Annotated in this window: 15 protein-coding genes; 8 read left to right on the forward strand and 7 right to left on the reverse strand. The window is 74.5% G+C overall.

What is annotated here, in order from left to right; translation table 11 throughout:
• The first annotated feature begins 51 nt into the window (after window positions 1-51).
• From ACVW07_RS11775 to ACVW07_RS11785, 3 genes are all read left to right on the forward strand, one after another.
• On the forward strand, window positions 52-618 hold the full coding sequence (locus ACVW07_RS11775; protein WP_456819429.1) for a hypothetical protein: 567 nt from the start codon (window positions 52-54) through the stop codon (window positions 616-618).
• Window positions 619-640: 22 nt separating this feature from the next.
• Window positions 641-1,135, forward strand: a complete 495-nt coding sequence (locus tag ACVW07_RS11780) for a GNAT family N-acetyltransferase (protein WP_456819430.1) — start codon at window positions 641-643, stop codon at window positions 1,133-1,135.
• A gap of 433 nt (window positions 1,136-1,568) precedes the next feature.
• On the forward strand, window positions 1,569-2,231 hold the full coding sequence (locus tag ACVW07_RS11785; protein WP_456819431.1) for a hypothetical protein: 663 nt from the start codon (window positions 1,569-1,571) through the stop codon (window positions 2,229-2,231).
• A gap of 5 nt (window positions 2,232-2,236) precedes the next feature.
• On the opposite strand, the gene ACVW07_RS11790 is transcribed toward ACVW07_RS11785, so the two are convergent.
• Genes ACVW07_RS11790 through ACVW07_RS11800 form a run of 3 tightly spaced genes read right to left on the reverse strand, consistent with a single transcriptional unit; the run spans window position 2,237 to window position 4,693 of the window.
• Window positions 2,237-2,452: a hypothetical protein gene (locus ACVW07_RS11790; RefSeq protein ID WP_456819432.1), complete on the reverse strand. Its 216-nt coding sequence runs from the start codon at window positions 2,450-2,452 to the stop codon at window positions 2,237-2,239.
• 22 nt (window positions 2,453-2,474) lie between these two features.
• The gene (gene feoB / locus ACVW07_RS11795) at window positions 2,475-4,367 is read right to left on the reverse strand and encodes a ferrous iron transport protein B (protein WP_456819433.1); all 1,893 of its coding nucleotides are present in this window, start codon (window positions 4,365-4,367) and stop codon (window positions 2,475-2,477) included.
• Window positions 4,364-4,693, reverse strand: a complete 330-nt coding sequence (locus ACVW07_RS11800; protein WP_456819434.1) for a FeoA domain-containing protein — start codon at window positions 4,691-4,693, stop codon at window positions 4,364-4,366. The genes feoB and ACVW07_RS11800 overlap by 4 nt, the downstream gene beginning before the upstream one ends.
• 380 nt (window positions 4,694-5,073) lie before the next feature.
• Here ACVW07_RS11800 and ACVW07_RS11805 point away from each other — a divergent pair, with 380 nt between their 5' ends.
• The 3 genes from ACVW07_RS11805 (at window position 5,074) to map (ending at window position 8,367) form a co-directional block, all read left to right on the forward strand.
• Entirely contained in the window at window positions 5,074-6,342 is a 1,269-nt protein-coding gene (locus tag ACVW07_RS11805) for a hypothetical protein (RefSeq protein ID WP_456819435.1), read from the forward strand.
• A gap of 111 nt (window positions 6,343-6,453) precedes the next feature.
• Complete coding sequence (locus ACVW07_RS11810; protein WP_456819436.1) at window positions 6,454-7,242, forward strand: SDR family oxidoreductase; 789 nt, start codon at window positions 6,454-6,456, stop codon at window positions 7,240-7,242.
• Window positions 7,243-7,602: 360 nt separating this feature from the next.
• On the forward strand, window positions 7,603-8,367 hold the full coding sequence (map, locus tag ACVW07_RS11815; protein WP_456819437.1) for a type I methionyl aminopeptidase: 765 nt from the start codon (window positions 7,603-7,605) through the stop codon (window positions 8,365-8,367).
• A 118-nt stretch (window positions 8,368-8,485) separates the two neighbouring features.
• Here map and ACVW07_RS11820 read toward each other — a convergent pair whose 3' ends face one another.
• From ACVW07_RS11820 to ACVW07_RS11830, 3 genes are all read right to left on the reverse strand, one after another.
• Window positions 8,486-9,289 (reverse strand): ABC transporter permease, encoded by an 804-nt coding sequence (locus ACVW07_RS11820; RefSeq protein ID WP_456819438.1) that lies wholly within the window; start codon window positions 9,287-9,289, stop codon window positions 8,486-8,488.
• Window positions 9,286-10,335: an ATP-binding cassette domain-containing protein gene (locus tag ACVW07_RS11825; RefSeq protein WP_456819439.1), complete on the reverse strand. Its 1,050-nt coding sequence runs from the start codon at window positions 10,333-10,335 to the stop codon at window positions 9,286-9,288. The genes ACVW07_RS11820 and ACVW07_RS11825 overlap by 4 nt, the downstream gene beginning before the upstream one ends.
• A 157-nt stretch (window positions 10,336-10,492) precedes the next feature.
• Window positions 10,493-11,173, reverse strand: coding sequence for a PadR family transcriptional regulator (locus tag ACVW07_RS11830; protein WP_456819440.1), 681 nt, complete (start codon window positions 11,171-11,173; stop codon window positions 10,493-10,495).
• A gap of 346 nt (window positions 11,174-11,519) precedes the next feature.
• Between ACVW07_RS11830 and ACVW07_RS11835 the strand changes: the two genes are divergently transcribed.
• Window positions 11,520-12,038 carry a low molecular weight protein-tyrosine-phosphatase gene (locus ACVW07_RS11835; RefSeq protein ID WP_456821071.1) on the forward strand — a complete coding sequence of 173 codons (519 nt, stop codon included), beginning with the start codon at window positions 11,520-11,522 and terminating at the stop codon, window positions 12,036-12,038.
• An 18-nt stretch (window positions 12,039-12,056) separates the two neighbouring features.
• Here ACVW07_RS11835 and ACVW07_RS11840 read toward each other — a convergent pair whose 3' ends face one another.
• Window positions 12,057-13,052, reverse strand: coding sequence for a magnesium and cobalt transport protein CorA (locus ACVW07_RS11840; RefSeq protein ID WP_456819441.1), 996 nt, complete (start codon window positions 13,050-13,052; stop codon window positions 12,057-12,059).
• Window positions 13,053-13,460: 408 nt separating this feature from the next.
• On the opposite strand from ACVW07_RS11840, the gene ACVW07_RS11845 reads away from it, so the two are divergent.
• Complete coding sequence (locus tag ACVW07_RS11845) at window positions 13,461-14,621, forward strand: pyridoxal phosphate-dependent aminotransferase (RefSeq protein WP_456819442.1); 1,161 nt, start codon at window positions 13,461-13,463, stop codon at window positions 14,619-14,621.
• The last annotated feature ends 116 nt before the right edge of the window (window positions 14,622-14,737 follow it).

Here is a 14,737-nt window from a genome sequence, read left to right on the forward strand (position 1 = left end):
GTCCGCGCGTCGGTGGGGTGCGTGTCAGTGGTCGGAGGCACCCTGGTGCCCATGGTGACGATCTCCTGCTCCTGCGGTGCGGCGTCCGCAACCCGCCGCAACCCGCTGCGTGGTCTGACGGTCGACGAGCGTGCCGCGCTCGTCCGCTCGGCGTTCTCGGTGCACGCCGGGTTCCTGGCGGTCGAGCTGGACGGCTCCTGGCACCCGGCGCACGTCGAGCCCACCGAGGCCTGCTTCGTCCTCGCCGACCTCGACGCGATCGACGCGACGGAAGGCCTCTGCGGCGAGGACGCCCGTCGGATCCGCGACCTGCTCGACCAGTCGCACGTCGGCGGACGGGCGCTGCCCGTCGAGGCGCAGGTCGGCACGGTGCGGTTCCGTGTGACGCCCGCCGACGACTTCATGGGCCACCTGACGTACCTGGTGCACGACGGGCCGACCACGCTGCTCGAAGTCGGCGTGCCGCGCGCCGAGCCGCACGTGCTGGCCGACCTCGTCGACCTGTTCCGGTCGCACGGCGGGCCGGCCGTGGTCCAGGTCGACGGCCTCGCGCCGCGGATCGGGCTGGCAGCGGCGATCGAGGGCGTCCGGCGGGCACGGACGGCATCGGTCGCCTGACACCGGCCGTAGGGTCGCGCTCGTGATCCCCGCGCCCGTCGAGCAGGCCATCCCCGAGGACGCCGAGGCCATCCACCGGCTGCGACGGTCCCTCGAGGACTGGATGGTGGCACGCGGGGTGGAGCAGTGGCCGCCGGGTGGCATGCCTCTGCGCCAGGTGGTCGACGAGATCGCGGACGGGCAGTGGCACGTGGTGCGGGACGCCGAGGTGGGCATCGCCGGCGCCCTGCGGCTGCTGTGGTCCGACGAGCCGTTCTGGGGTCCCGGGCAGCCCCCTGCGGTGTACGTGCACGGCCTGATGGTGGACCGGCGGTGCGCCGGCCGAGGACTCGGGACCGGCCTGCTCGACTGGGCGGCGGCGCAGGGCCGGGCGGCGGGCGTGGGCCTGTTCCGGTTGGACCACCGCACCACGAACCCCGTGCTGGGCGCCTACTACGAGCGCTACGGGTTCACCGTCGTCGGGCGCGCCGACTTTCCCACCTTCTCCGCGACGCTCCTCGAGCTGACCTTGCACTGACGACCGCCGACCACCACCGACCGCGACCGCCCACCACCGCTCAGCAACGCCGACCGTCGGCGACCATCGCCGGCCGTTGCCGGCCGTTGCCGGCCGTTGCCGGCCGTCACCGAGCACGGCTGAGCACCGTCGACCGTCGCTGACCCGGTCGTGATGTGATCGCCGTACCTGGACCGCTTCGCCGGCACGGGAGCCCGCGGTCCGGGCGAACGTGGGTCGCCGAGAACTGAAGTGAGGGCCCGTGCCGGCCGATGTTCCCCCCGTTCCCCTTCCCCCCGACGACCACCCGCGGTCGCCTTCCGGCCGCGTCCCCGCGTGGGTCGTCGACGAGGCAGCGCGTCGTGACGTCGCCGCTGCCGGGTGGCGCACGCCCCCGGCGCCCGTGCCCGCACGGCGGTCGAGGCGGTGGCCCGTCGTACCCACCGTCGCCGTCGTGGCCGCCGTCGCGCTCGGGGGCGCATGGTGGCTGGACGACGGCGTCACGAGGCTGCCCGCCGCGCTCGTGGCCACCGCCGAGTCCGTCGCGGGCGTCGACGTGCCGCCGGCCCTGCGACCCGTCCCGCCCCCGACGGCGGAGGTCGTCGCGCTCGCGGACGAGGCCCATCTGACCGACGAGGGACGGCAGCTGCTCTACGGCGCCCGCCCGGAGCTGCTGGGGGCGTCGGCGTTCGCCGGCCGGTGCGGCGGCGGGCACGCCGTCCGTCCCCCCGAGCACGAGGGTGCGGTCGGCTGCTACCAGCCGGGCGACGGCTCGATCGTCGTGTACGTCGACGACGGACGCGCGGCTGCGCGGGTCCGTCGTCGAGGCCGTCGCGCACGAGACCCTGCACGCGGCCTGGACCCGCCTGACGAGCGCCGAGCAGGCGGAGGTCACCCCTCTGCTGGAGGCGGAGGTCGCTGGGCTCGCCCCCGACGACCCGCTGCACGAGCAGCTCGCCGGGAGGGCCGGGCCGCGGGCGTCGGTCTGTTCCGGCTGGACTGCCGCACCACGAACTCGGTACTGCGGGACTACTACGAGGGCTACGGCTTCACCGCCGTCGGGCGCACCGACTTCCCCGCCTTCAGCGCGACCCTGCTGGAGCTCCGCCTGCGCTGAGGGGGTCACGTCGCGAACATGCACCCGGCGCACGCCGGGGGCCGCTCGTCCGCGGGTGCGCAGTCAGAGCACCCACCGGCGGGTCGGGTGACCAGGCCGAGCGTCACCGCGTGGTCGAGGGCGGCCGTGACGAGCTCGACGGGCAGTCCGAGCCGTTCCGCGACCCGCGCCGGCAGGAGGCCGCGGTCGGTCTCCCGCAGCACGTCGGCGAGCACCGTCACAGCAGCACCGTCAGGAGCGCCGTCACAGCAGCCGCCCGACCTGGAAGACCGCGACGGCGAGCAGCCAGGCGAGCACGAGCTGGGCGGCCACAGCGCTCGCGGTCCACCGCCACCCGAAGAGCCGGGCCTGCTCCGCCATCGTGGCGAGGCACGGCGTGTACGCGAGGACGAACACCATGAACGCCAGCGCCGCCGCCGCAGGGGCACCGCCGGAGGACCGCTCGAAGGTCGCGGTGAGCCGGCTGCCCAGGTCGCCGGGCGCGGCCGCGTCCTCGGGCTCGGCGACGGCGTAGGTCTGCGCCATCGAGCCGACGACCACCTCCTTGGCGACGAACCCGGTCATGAGCGCCGCCGACGCGTGCCAGTCCGCGAACCCCGCCGGGGCGAACACGGGTGCGATCCCGTCCGCGACGCGCCCGTACACGCTGTCCTCGACCGGCACGTCCGCCACGGCGTGACCGGCGACCGCGGGAACGGCCATGAGCACCCACACCACGGACAGGGTGGTGACGATGATCGCCCCGGCCTTGGTGGTGAAGGACAGCACCCGGACCCAGGTGGAGGCGGCGATCGCCCGCAGCCGGGGCCGCTGGTAGGCGGGGAGCGCGAGCACGAACGGCTCACGCTCCAGGTCGCGGAAGAACGTGCGCCGCAGGAGCGCCCCGAACCCGACCACGAGCAGCGTGGACCCGACGTACATGGCGAGGACGACCGTGCCGGGGTCCTGCGGGAAGAACACCGACGCGAGCATCAGGTAGACCGTGAGCCGTGCGGTGCAGGACGTGAGCGGCACCAGCAGACCGGTCAGCAGGCGCTGGCGTGCGTGCGGGAGCACCCGGGTCGCGGACAGCGCCGGCAGGTTGCAGCCGAAGCCGACGACGAGGGGGATGACCGCGCGCCCGTCAAGCCCGACGGCACGCATGGTCCGGTCGGCGACGAACGCGGCGCGCGCCAGGTAGCCGGAGTCCTCGAGGAGTGCGATCGCGACGAAGATCAGCCCCATCAGCGGCACGAACGACAGGACAGTCGCGACGCCCGCCAGCACCCCGTCCACGACGAACGACCCCACCCAGTCCGGCGCGAAACCGAGGGCGGCCCGGACACCACCCCCGAGCCAGCCGTTGAGGGCCGTGTCGACGGCCTCCATCAAGGGGGTCGCCGCGACCGTGACGAGCTCGAACAGCGCCCACATGACCAGCAGCAGCGTCGGCACCCCGACCCACGGCCGCAGCAGCACCGCGTCGACGCGGTCGGACCAGGTGCGGGCCGTGGGCGCGGCCGCCCGGTCGAGCCCCGCCGCCGCCATGACCTGCTGCACCCAGGCGAACATCGCCTCCGCCTCTGCGAGGCGGTCCTGGTCCGGGACCGCGGGTCCACGCAGGTGCGCGGGCCGGGCGAGCGCCCCACGGACGGTGTCGGTGAGCGCGCCCACCCCGTCACCGGTCCGCGGGTCGACGCCGACGACGGGTACCCCGAGCGCCTCGGACAGCGCGGACGGCTCGACGACGATCCCGCGTGTCGCCGCCACGTCCCGCATCGTCAGCGCGACGACGGCCGGGACGCCCGTCCGCGCGACCTGCCCGACGAGGTAGAGCGAGCGCGCGACGGCCGTCGCGTCCACCAGGACGACGACGAGCGAGACGCCCGGACCCGCCAGGGTGTCCGCGGTCACGGCCTCGTCGGGGGTCTGGGCGTGCAGCGAGTACGCCCCGGGCAGGTCCAGCAAGGCCACGCCGGCGCCGCGCCACACGCCTGACGCGAGCTCGACGGTGGTCCCGGGGGCGTTCACGACCCGCTGGCGGGCGCCCGTCACCGAGTTGAAGAGCGTCGACTTGCCGACGTTCGGGCTGCCGGCGAGCGCCACCGTGGCGAGTCCGGCCGCCACCTCCGGCGCGGTCGTGTCGTGACAGCTCACCGGACGGCCTCGATCCGGTCGGCCTCGTCACGGTCCGCCTCGATCCGGTCGGCCTCGTCACGGTCCGCCTCGATCCGGTCGGCCTCGTCACGGACGGCCTCGGTCCGGTCGACCTCGACACGGACGGACGAGCACGTCGGGAGGTCCAGCGCGAACCGCTCCGCCCCCACGGCCACCACCCGACCCATCGGGCCCGCGTCGTGCGTCACCTCGACCACCGCGCCGGGACGCAGGCCCAGCTCGCGCAGCCGGAAGCCCGCTCGTTCGGGCACCTCGAGCCCGACGATCGTGACCCGCGCTCCTGCGTCGCACTCGGTGAGGTTCACAGTGCACACCGTGGTGTGAGGTGACCCTCACCTCGTGGGACGAAGGTCCCGCTCGGCCATGTGGGCGGCGACGGGCCGGGAGTGCCGGCGAGGCTGTCCGCGAACGAGCGCTCGTCCCACGGACGGAGCGGCCACCTTGCACCCGGCACCTCAGGCCGTAGCGTGCCCTGGTGCGGACGGGGGCCGGACGTCGGGTCGTGCACCGTCCGCCTCCTCGTGGTCGACGCGCTCGGGGGCTCCCGTCGGGCCCGCGGAACGGCCGACCCCGAGGTCACCGGACAGGACCTCCGCCCGGTGCCGATGCCGTGACCGGCGCGTCGGAGCGAACCGGCGTGCGACGACGACTGAAGTGGAGACTCGTGCCGGCCGATGCTTCATCTGTGCCCGTTCCCCCTGACGACCTGCCACCTCCGCCCTCCGGTCGGGTCCCGGCGTGGGTCGTCGACGAGGCCGCGCGTCGCAAGGACGGGACGACCGGGTGGCAGCCGCCCCCCACGCCCGCCCGCACCCGGCGGCGGTCCGTCGCCCCCACCGTCGCGGTCGTCGTCGCGGTCGCGCTCGGGTGCACGTGGTGGCTGAACGACGGCACGCCCCGGCTGCCCGGCGCCCTCGTCAACGCCGTGGGTTCCATGACGGGCGTCGAGGTGCCGCCGGCCCTGCGACAGGTCCCGCCGCCGACGGCGGAGGTCGTCGCGCTCGCCGACGAGGCGCACCTGTCGGACGAGGGGCGCGAGCTGCTGTACGGCGCCCGCCCGGAGCTCCTCGACGCCGCCGGCTTCGTGGGCCGGTGCGAGGAGACGCACGCTGCCGGTCGGCTCCGCGGTGACGGTGCGGTGGGCTGCTACCAGCCAGGCGACGACACGATCGTCGCCTACGTCCCGGCGGACCCGCGGCTGCGCGGGTTCGTCGTCGAGACCGTCGCGCACGAGACCTTGCACGCGGCGTGGACCCGGCTGACGGCAGCGGAGCAGGCGGAGGTGACACCGCTGCTCGAAGCCGAGGTCGCCGCACTCGACGCCGGCGCCCCGCTGCACGAGCAGCTCGCCGGATCGGTCGGGGACCATCCGGAGACGCGCCCGACCGAGCTCTTCGCGTACGTCGGCACGCAGGTGTGGCGGGACGGTGGCCTGTCACCCCGGCTGGAGGCCGTGTACGCGCGGTTCGTGGCCGACCGGGCCGCGCTCGTCGCCGTGCACACCGGGTTTCTCGCGACGCTCGACGCGATGCGGGCCGAGATCGAGGCGGCGTACGCCGCGGTCGTCGCGAGCGAGGAGGCCAACGCGACGGCCCGTGCCCAGTACGACGCCGACGCCGGCGCGCTGGAGTACTACCGCAGCGAGTACCAGGCGAAGGTCGCCGAGGTCGCGGCCATGTCGCCGGACCGGCGCCAGCGGCTGGAGCTGTCGTGGCAGTGGTGGGACGGCACCGACATGCCGATGGCGCCGGCCGACGAGACGCTGGGGCTGGCGGCCGACCTGCTCGCCCGGGACGACGTGGAGCTGCCCGCCCGGGGAGGCGGCCGTCACGGCGGCCGAGGCAGCCAGCACCGCGGAGCGTGTCCGCATCGACGCCCACCGTGCCGACTTCGAGGCGCTGCAGTCGCAGCTCGACCCGTCGGGCACGTCGGCGGGCTGAGACCGGGCGGCTGATCGGCCCCCGACGCCCGCCCGCCCGCCCGCCCGCGAACCGTCCGGCCGGACGTCCGCCGGGTCCACGGCACGGTGGTTCGCGCCACGCCCCGCACACGGCAGGATGGACAGATGTCCGACCACACACGTCCCGTCCTGGTCACCGGAGGCACGGGCACCCTGGGCCGTGCCCTGGTCCGCACCCTGCTCGACGACGGCCGCGCCGTCCGGGTGCTCAGCCGCCGCCCTCCCACACCGGCCGTCCCGCACGCCGTCGACTGGGTGATCGGTGATCTCCTGACCGGTGACGGCGTCCGCGAGGCGGTCTCGGGCGTCGACGCCGTCGTGCACTGCGCCAGCGACCCGAGGCACCCCGACCGGGACCTGGACGCCGCCGCCCAGCTGCTCCTCGCTGCCCGCCGCGAGCAGGTGCCGCACCTCGTCTACATCTCGATCGTGGGCGTGGACCGGGTACCGGTCGGGTACTACCGGATCAAGCGGCAGGTCGAGGACCTCGTCGAGAACGCCGGGATCCCGTGGACGATCCTGCGCGCCACCCAGTTCCACGACCTCGTGGCCGCGATGCTCCGGGTCCTCGCGAAGGCCCCCGTGGTGGTCGTGCCGGGCGGTCTCCTGGACCAGCCGGTGGACGTGCGCGAGGTGGCCCGCCGGCTCGCCGACCTTGCCGTGCGCCCACCGCAGGGGCGCGTCCCGGACCTCGCCGGCCCGCAGGTGCTCACCGCCGCCGAGCTCGCCCGCACCTACCTCGCGGCCACCGGTCGGCGCCGGCCGGTCTGGTCCGCGCCGCTGGTGCTCCGCGCCACGCCGTACCGCGACAACGGGCACGTCGCACCGGAGCACGCCGTGGGCCGGACCACGTTCGCCGAGTGGGCGCAGCGCTCCGGTTCTCCCGCGGCGTAAAGGGCTTGGCAGCCGCCGGGCTGCGACGTACGGTTTTCGGACACGGGAAGGAGGTGGTCCGGAACATGATTTCTTCCAGGACGCGTGAGGTGACTGTCCGCTAGTCGCCCGGAACATCGGACGGATTGTCGAACCGCCCGCGAGCCCGCCGGCCCATCCGGCAGGGCGGCGAGCGAATCCCGGCAGTCACCGCAGCCCGTGGGTATGCCGCGATCTCGTCCTACGCGGCAGGGCCTCTCCGGAGGCCCGGCCCACGGGCTGTTCCATGCCCGGGAACGTCCCCTCGTGGGCGTAGCGAAGCCGTGGCGTGGCAGGCGTCGTCGGGCGTAGGGAAGCCGTGAGGCGTGGCAGGGTGGTCCGGTGGCCCTCAAGAACCCCGCCCAGATCGACCAGATGCGCCCCGCCGGGACGTTCGTCGCCGGTGTGCTGTCCTCCCTGCGTGACGTGGCCCGGGTCGGCATGACGCTGAACGACCTCGACGCGCACGCCCACCGCATGATCGACGCCGCGGGCGCGCACTCGGTGTACCTCGGGTACCACCCGTCGTTCGGGGCGATCCCGTACCCCGGCGTGCTGTGCACCTCGGTGAACGACGCGGCCCTGCACGGCCTGCCGTCGGACCGGGTGCTGCAGGACGGCGACGTGCTGTCGGTGGACTTCGCTGCCCAGGTGCAGGGCTGGGTCGCCGACTCCGCGGTCACGTTCCAGGTCGGGACGACGACGCCCGAGGCGCAGGCGCTCATCGCCGCGACCGAGCAGGCGCTCGCCGCCGGGATCGCCGCCGCGCAGCCGGGGGGCCGGATGGGCGACGTGTCCGCGGCGATCGGCGCGGTCGGGCGGGCCGCCGGGTACGGCATCAACGGGGACTTCGGCGGGCACGGCGTCGGCCGGACCATGCACGAGGACCCGCACGTGGCGAACCTCGGCCGTGCGGGGACCGGGCTGAAGCTCAAGGCCGGGCTGGTCATCGCGATCGAGCCGTGGTTCATGGCCGGTGGTGACGACTACGTGATCGACGAGGACGGCTGGACGATCCGGACGGCCGACGGCTCGCTCGCGGCGCACGCGGAGCACACGGTGGCGATCACCCAGGACGGCCCACTGATCCTCACGGCCCGCGACTGACAGCTGCCCATCCCGGCCGCACGCCCGCCCGGCCCCCGGGCGCCCGCTGAAGACCTCGTCGCAGCGGGCGCGACGAGGTCGTCAGCGGAGCGGACCCAAGAAGCCGGGCAGGCGCAGGTCAGAGGGACTTCTGGTACGTCCGCATGGCCGACACGGACCAGGCGGCGACGAGTGCCGCGAGGACCGTCAGCAGGGCGCCGCGGGAAGCGACGAGCCCCCAGTCGACGTCCGTCGACATGGCCGTCCGGCCGATCTCGGTGGCCCACGTCAGCGGGTTGTAGCGGGCGACCGTCTCCACCCAGCCGGGCAGCAGGGCGACGGGCATGAGTGCCGTCGACAGGAACGTCGCGGGCAGCACGATGACCGTCGAGATGCCGATGAGCGCCGTCTGGTCCCGCGCGAGCAGCGCGACCGCCGCCGACATCGAGCAGAACGCGGCCGCGAGCAGCAGCGACGCGGCGAGCGCGACGGCCAGCCCGAGCACCCCGCCGTCGTACCGGGCCCCGGCGAGCCGACCGATCCCGAGCACGATGACACCCTGGACCGTCGCCATGAGGAGCTGCTGGGCGAGCTGGCCGGCGACCAGCGACGACCGGGACACCGGCGAGCTGAGCATCCGGTCCATCACGCCCGAGCGGATGTCCTCGATGAACCCCGTGCCGGCCCAGGCGCCCGAGTAGAGCACGGTCATCATGAGGATGCCCGGCACGAGGAACGTCAGGTAGTCGCCCGCTCCGAACCCCGGCACGGTCGCGACGGACTCGAAGACGTTGCCGAACAGCACGATCCAGATCACGGGCTGGATCACCGAGACGCCGAGGCCCCACGGCTGCCGCACGAGGTCGATCGTCCAGCGGCGGCACACCTCGGCCGTCTGGACGGCCCACGACGCCCGGCCGCCGGTCGCGGTGAGCGCGCTCATCGGGCCACCTCCGCGGTGGCCGTGGCCGTGGCTGTGGCTGTGGCCGGCTCGGACGTGCTGACGGACTCCGCCGCGGTCCACGACCGGCCGGCGTGCCGCAGGTACACGTCGTCGAGCGTCGGACGCGAGACGCCGACCGCCCCGTGCCGCACGCCCGCGGCCTGCAACGCGGCGATGGTCGGACCGACGACGGCAGGCCCGTCGGGCGTGCGCGCCACGAGCCGGCCGGTGGGGCCCTCGACGTGGACGACGACGTCGCCCAGCCCCGCGATCCCCGACGCGACGGACCGCACGAGCACGGCGTCCGGCTCCACGAGGTCGACGGTGAGCGTGTCCCCGGCGAAGGCGGCCTTGAGCTCGGCGGGCGAGCCCGCCGCGACGACGCGGCCGCGGTCGATGATCGAGAGCCCGTCGGCGAGCCGGTCGGCCTCCTCGAGGTAGTGCGTGGTGAGCACGACGGTGAGCGAGTCCTCGCCCGCGAGGCGCCGGATCTCCTGCCACATCGACGCGCGTGCCTCGGGGTCGAGCCCGGTGGTCGGCTCGTCGAGGAACAGCACCTGTGGGGCGGCGACGAGGCCGAGCGCCACGTCGAGCTTGCGACGCATGCCGCCGGAGAGGACCCCGGTGCGGCGGTCGGCCGCGTCGAGGAGCCCGAACCGGTCGAGCAGCGCGGCAGCCCTGTCGAGCGACACGCTTCTCGACGCGCCGCGCAGGCGGGACGTCATCGCCAGGTTCTCGCGTGGCGTGAGCAGCACGTCCGCGCCGGTCCCCTGGGACACGTAGCCGATGCTGCGCCGGACCCGGTCGGCGTGGCGGACCACGTCGTGCCCGGCCACGCGAGCCTCGCCCGACGACGCCCGCGACAGGGTGGTCAGCACGCGCGTGGTCGTCGACTTCCCGGCGCCGTTCGGCCCCAGCAGCCCGTGCACGGTGCCGGCCGGGACGGTGAGCGTGAGGCCGTCCAGGGCCCGGACGTCGGGTCGGCCGCGGCCGCCCGGATAGGTCTTGACGAGGCTGGTCGCCTCGACCGCTGGTGTGGATGGCATGGTGATCGTCTCCTCGGTAGGACCGGCCGAGGATCTGCCTATGCTTGATCTGCTGCGGATCGCACAGGCCATGCCTCGATCGGTTCGTCGTCGGTCGGCCCGGGTGTGCCAGCACCTGGGCCGACCTGTACCCGGGGGAATCCCCGGGGGTCGGTGGTCACGCGCTCGGGGGCGGCTCCCCGTCTTGCGTGAAGTAGGGCGCGATCGCTGCGGCGAGCTCCTCGGGCTCGAGCCGGCCGTCGGCGGCCCGTGCGTGCAGCTCGCGCCACATCGCGACGCCCTCGAGCGTCCCGTCCGTGATGCTCGCCTCCAGCCCCACGACGAAGTCCAGCTCGGCGTGCAGCACCACGGACTCGTAGTCGGCCTCCAGCACGAAGATGCCGGGCAGCCCCTGGGCGCGCGCCTGCTCGCGGGCGGCGTCGACGTTCGCGACGTCGAGCTGCAGCGTGGTGATGCGCATCCGGAGCAGCCGCGCGACGTCGTCGGGCCCGAGCATCGGCAGGAACGACAGCGCCGCCTCGAACTGGGGGAACTCCTTGACGGGGGTGCGCACGAGGTCGCTGAGCCAGTCGATCGCCTCCGTGCCGCCCGCGTCGGTGAGGCGGTAGACGGTGCGGGTGGGCCGGTTGCCCTCGCGTTCGGTGGACGCCGCCTCGATGAGCCCGTGCTTCACGAGGGAGTCGACGACGGAGTACAGCGACCCGAAGTTGAGCCGCACCGACTCGTCCTTGCGGCGCTCGCGGAGGGTCATCGACATCTCGTAGGGGTGCATCGGCCGCTCCCACAGCAGCGCGAGCACGGCCAGGGCGAGCGGGTTGTTCCGGCTCCTCTGGGCCACGTCCAACCTCCATACGCGTATCGTCCGATCCCGAATGCTCTAGCCAGAGTATATCGCGAGTATGTCGCGTTCAAGCCCTGCAGGGCGGCGAGACCAACGACCCGGTCGACGGAAGGCCGCTGACCGTCGCCGATGTTGGTCTCGCGCGTGTGAGCGACGGCGAGACCAACGAGGCGGTCGACGGAAGGCCGCTGACCGTCGCCGATGTTGGTCTCGGGCGCGCGGGCGACGGTGAGACCACCGAGGCGGGCGACGGAAGGCCGCGGCCGTCCCCGATGGTGGTCTCGCGGGCGCGAGCCACGGAGCAGGCGGCACGATGGGCGGCGTGACGGGACCGTTCCGGGTGATGACCGTGTGCACCGGCAACATCTGCCGGTCACCGATGGCCGAGATCGTGCTGCGGGAGCGGCTCGCCGCCGCCGGCCTGGGGGACGCCGTGGTCGTCGACTCGTCGGGCATCAGCGACGAGGAGCACGGTCGTCCGGTGGACCGTCGGGCTCGCGCGGTGCTCGTCGAGCACGGCTACCCGGCGGGGGAGGGCCACCGGGCCCGGCAGGTCCGGGCCACCGACCTGCCCGGCCGTGACCTGGTGCTGGCTATGACGAGCGCGCACGCCCGCGCGCTGCGCCGCCTCGCGGGCTCGCCCGAGGTCGCCGACAGGGTCGTCATGTACCGGTCGTTCGACCCTGCTGCGCCTGTGGTCGTGGCGGGCGGTCCCGAGCACGTGCTCGACGTCGACGACCCCTGGTACGGCGGGCCGGCCGACTTCGAGCGGTGCCTCGCGGAGGTGGAGGCGGCGGCCGACGGGGTGGTCGCGCACGTCCGGGCTGCCGTGGCCGGGGCCGAGCGGCGGGGGCAGGAGTGAGCCCGTGCGTCGGTGTGGTCAGAGCCAGCCGTTGTGGCGGAACGCCCGCCACAGGCCGGCGCACATCAGGCTGATCGCGCCGAGCACCACCCAGAACCCGTACGCGGTGTGCGCGACGGGCAGGTGGTCGACGTTCATCCCGTACACCCCCGCCACGGCGGTCGGCACGAGCCCGATCGCCGCCCACGCGGAGATCCGGCGCATGTCCTCGTTCTGCCGGACGCCGACGCGCGTCTGCGCCACGGACACCTGCGCGATGTCGGCCTGCATCACGGTGGTGAGCAGCGCGTCCTGCCCCTCGATGTGCTCGGCGGCGCGCAGGGCGTGGTCCTCGACGTCCCGGAAGTGCGGCCGCATCACCGGGTGCACCCACGGGATGTCGTCGTTGACCAGCCGGGCGAGCGGCCCCACGAGCGGCACGACGGCCCGGCGGAACATCATCACCTCCCGCTTGAGCTTGTAGATCCGCTCGGCGTGGTCGCGGCCCGGCTCGTCGCCGAACACCTGGTCCTCGATCTCGTCGATGTCGGTGTCCACGGCGACGGTCACCTCGAGGTAGTCGTCGACGGTGAGGTCGAGCATGCGGTGCAGCACCGCCGCGGGGCCGTGGACCAGCACCTCGGGCTCGGCCTCCAGACCGGCGCGCGTCCGCGCGGGGACCGTGGAGTCACCGTGCCGGACCACGATGACGAACCGTTCGCCGAGGAACACCGCGATCTCCCCGACCTCCACCACCTCGACGTGGTCCACGTACCGCACGGGCTTGATGACGACGAACGTGACGTCCCCGTACCGCTCGAGCTTCGGCCTCTGGTGGGCGCGGACGGCGTCGTCGATGGCGAGCGCGGGCAGGGCGAAGCCGGCCGCCAGGGCGTCGAACTCGTCGGCCGTCGGCTCGTGCAGGCCGACCCACACGAAGCCGTCGTCCTTCTCGGCCTCCCGCACGGCGACGAACAGGTCGTCGAGCCGGTGCCGGCGCACACCGCCGGTGTAGAGGGCGCAGTCCACGATCACGGCGCCGACGGTACGGGCTGCGGGCGCCCCTCGGGCCGAGGAACCGTGCCTCGACCGGGCGAAGTGTGCCCCGTCGATGAGGGCTGCCGCACCGGCGGTACCTGGACCGCCGCCCCGCTCGGTACCGGACCGACGCACCCGCGGCACCGGGACCGCCGCCCCGCTCGGTACCGGACCGACGCACCCGCGGCACCGGGACCGCCGCCCCGCTCGGTACCGGACCGACGCACCCGCGGCACCGGGACCGCCGCCCCGCTCGGTACCGGACCGACGCACCCACGGCACCGGGACCGCCGCCCCGCTCGGTACCGGACCGACGCACCCACGGCACCGGGACCGCCGCCCGCCGCGCCCGCCCGGCCGCGCGCCCGGCGCCCAGCCCGCCGCAGGTCACGGCAGGATGGCCGCATGAAGGTCGCCCGACGCGCCGACGTCCCCCCGTTCGCCGTGATGGAGATCCTCGCCGCGGCCAACGCCCGCCGCGCGGCAGGTGAGCACGTGCTCAACCTGTGCGCGGGCGAGCCGTCCACCGGTGCGTCGGACGTCGTGCGGCAGCGCGCCATCGAGCTGCTCACCCGCGGCGACCTCGGCTACACGGAGGCCCTCGGCGCCCCCGGGCTGCGCGCTGCCATCGCCGCGCACTACCGGGCCTGGTACGACGTGGACGTCGAGCCGTCCCGGATCGCGGTGACCACGGGCTCGTCGGGCGGGTTCCTGCTCGCGTTCCTCGCGGCGTTCGACGTGGGCGACCGGGTGGCGCTCGCCGTCCCGGGCTACCCGGCGTACGCGAACATCCTGGCGGCGCTCGGGTGCGACGTCGTCGAGATCCCGTGCGGTCCGCAGACCCGCTACCAGCCGACGGTCGCGCAGCTCGAGGCGCTCGACGCGCCCGTCGAGGGCCTGGTGGTGGCGAGCCCGGCGAACCCGACCGGCACCATGATCGACCCCGCCGAGCTCGCCGCACTGGCCGCGTGGTGCGGGGAGCGCGGCGTCCGGCTGGTCAGCGACGAGATCTACCACGGCATCACCTACGACACCCACGACGTGCCGACCGCTGCCAGCTACCTCGGCACGGGCGCGGTCGTCGTCAACTCGTTCTCGAAGTACTGGGCGATGACGGGCTGGCGGCTGGGGTGGCTCGTGCTGCCCGACGACCTGGTCAGGCCGGTCGACGCGCTCGCCGGGAACGTGGCCCTGTGCCCGCCGGCGCTGGCCCAGCACGCGGGCGTCGCCGCGTTCAGCGAGGCCGGGTACGCGGCCGCCCGGGAGAACGTGGTGCGGTACGCGGCCGCGCGGGAGCACCTCCTGTCGCGGCTGCCCGAGCTCGGCTGGACGCGCGTCGCACCCGCCGACGGCGCGTTCTACCTGTACGCCGACGTGTCCGGGTCGGGGCTGGACTCGGTGACGTGGTGCGCGCGGCTGCTCGACGAGGCCGGCGTGGCGCTGACCCCCGGCACGGACTTCGACCCGGTCGACGGTGATCGGTGGGTGCGGCTGTCGTTCGCGTCGTCGGTCGACGTGGTGCGCGAGGCGGCCGACCGCGTCGTCCGGTGGCAGCAGACGCTGTAGCCGGGCGCACGATCGCACGGCCGTACACGACGCGGGGCGCGGTGAATCCATTCGACCGTCGAGCCCGGCTCGTCGAGCGGGTCATGATCGGCCGACCCCTGCGACCCGCTCGGCCT

Source organism: Cellulomonas sp. URHB0016 (genome assembly GCF_054057935.1).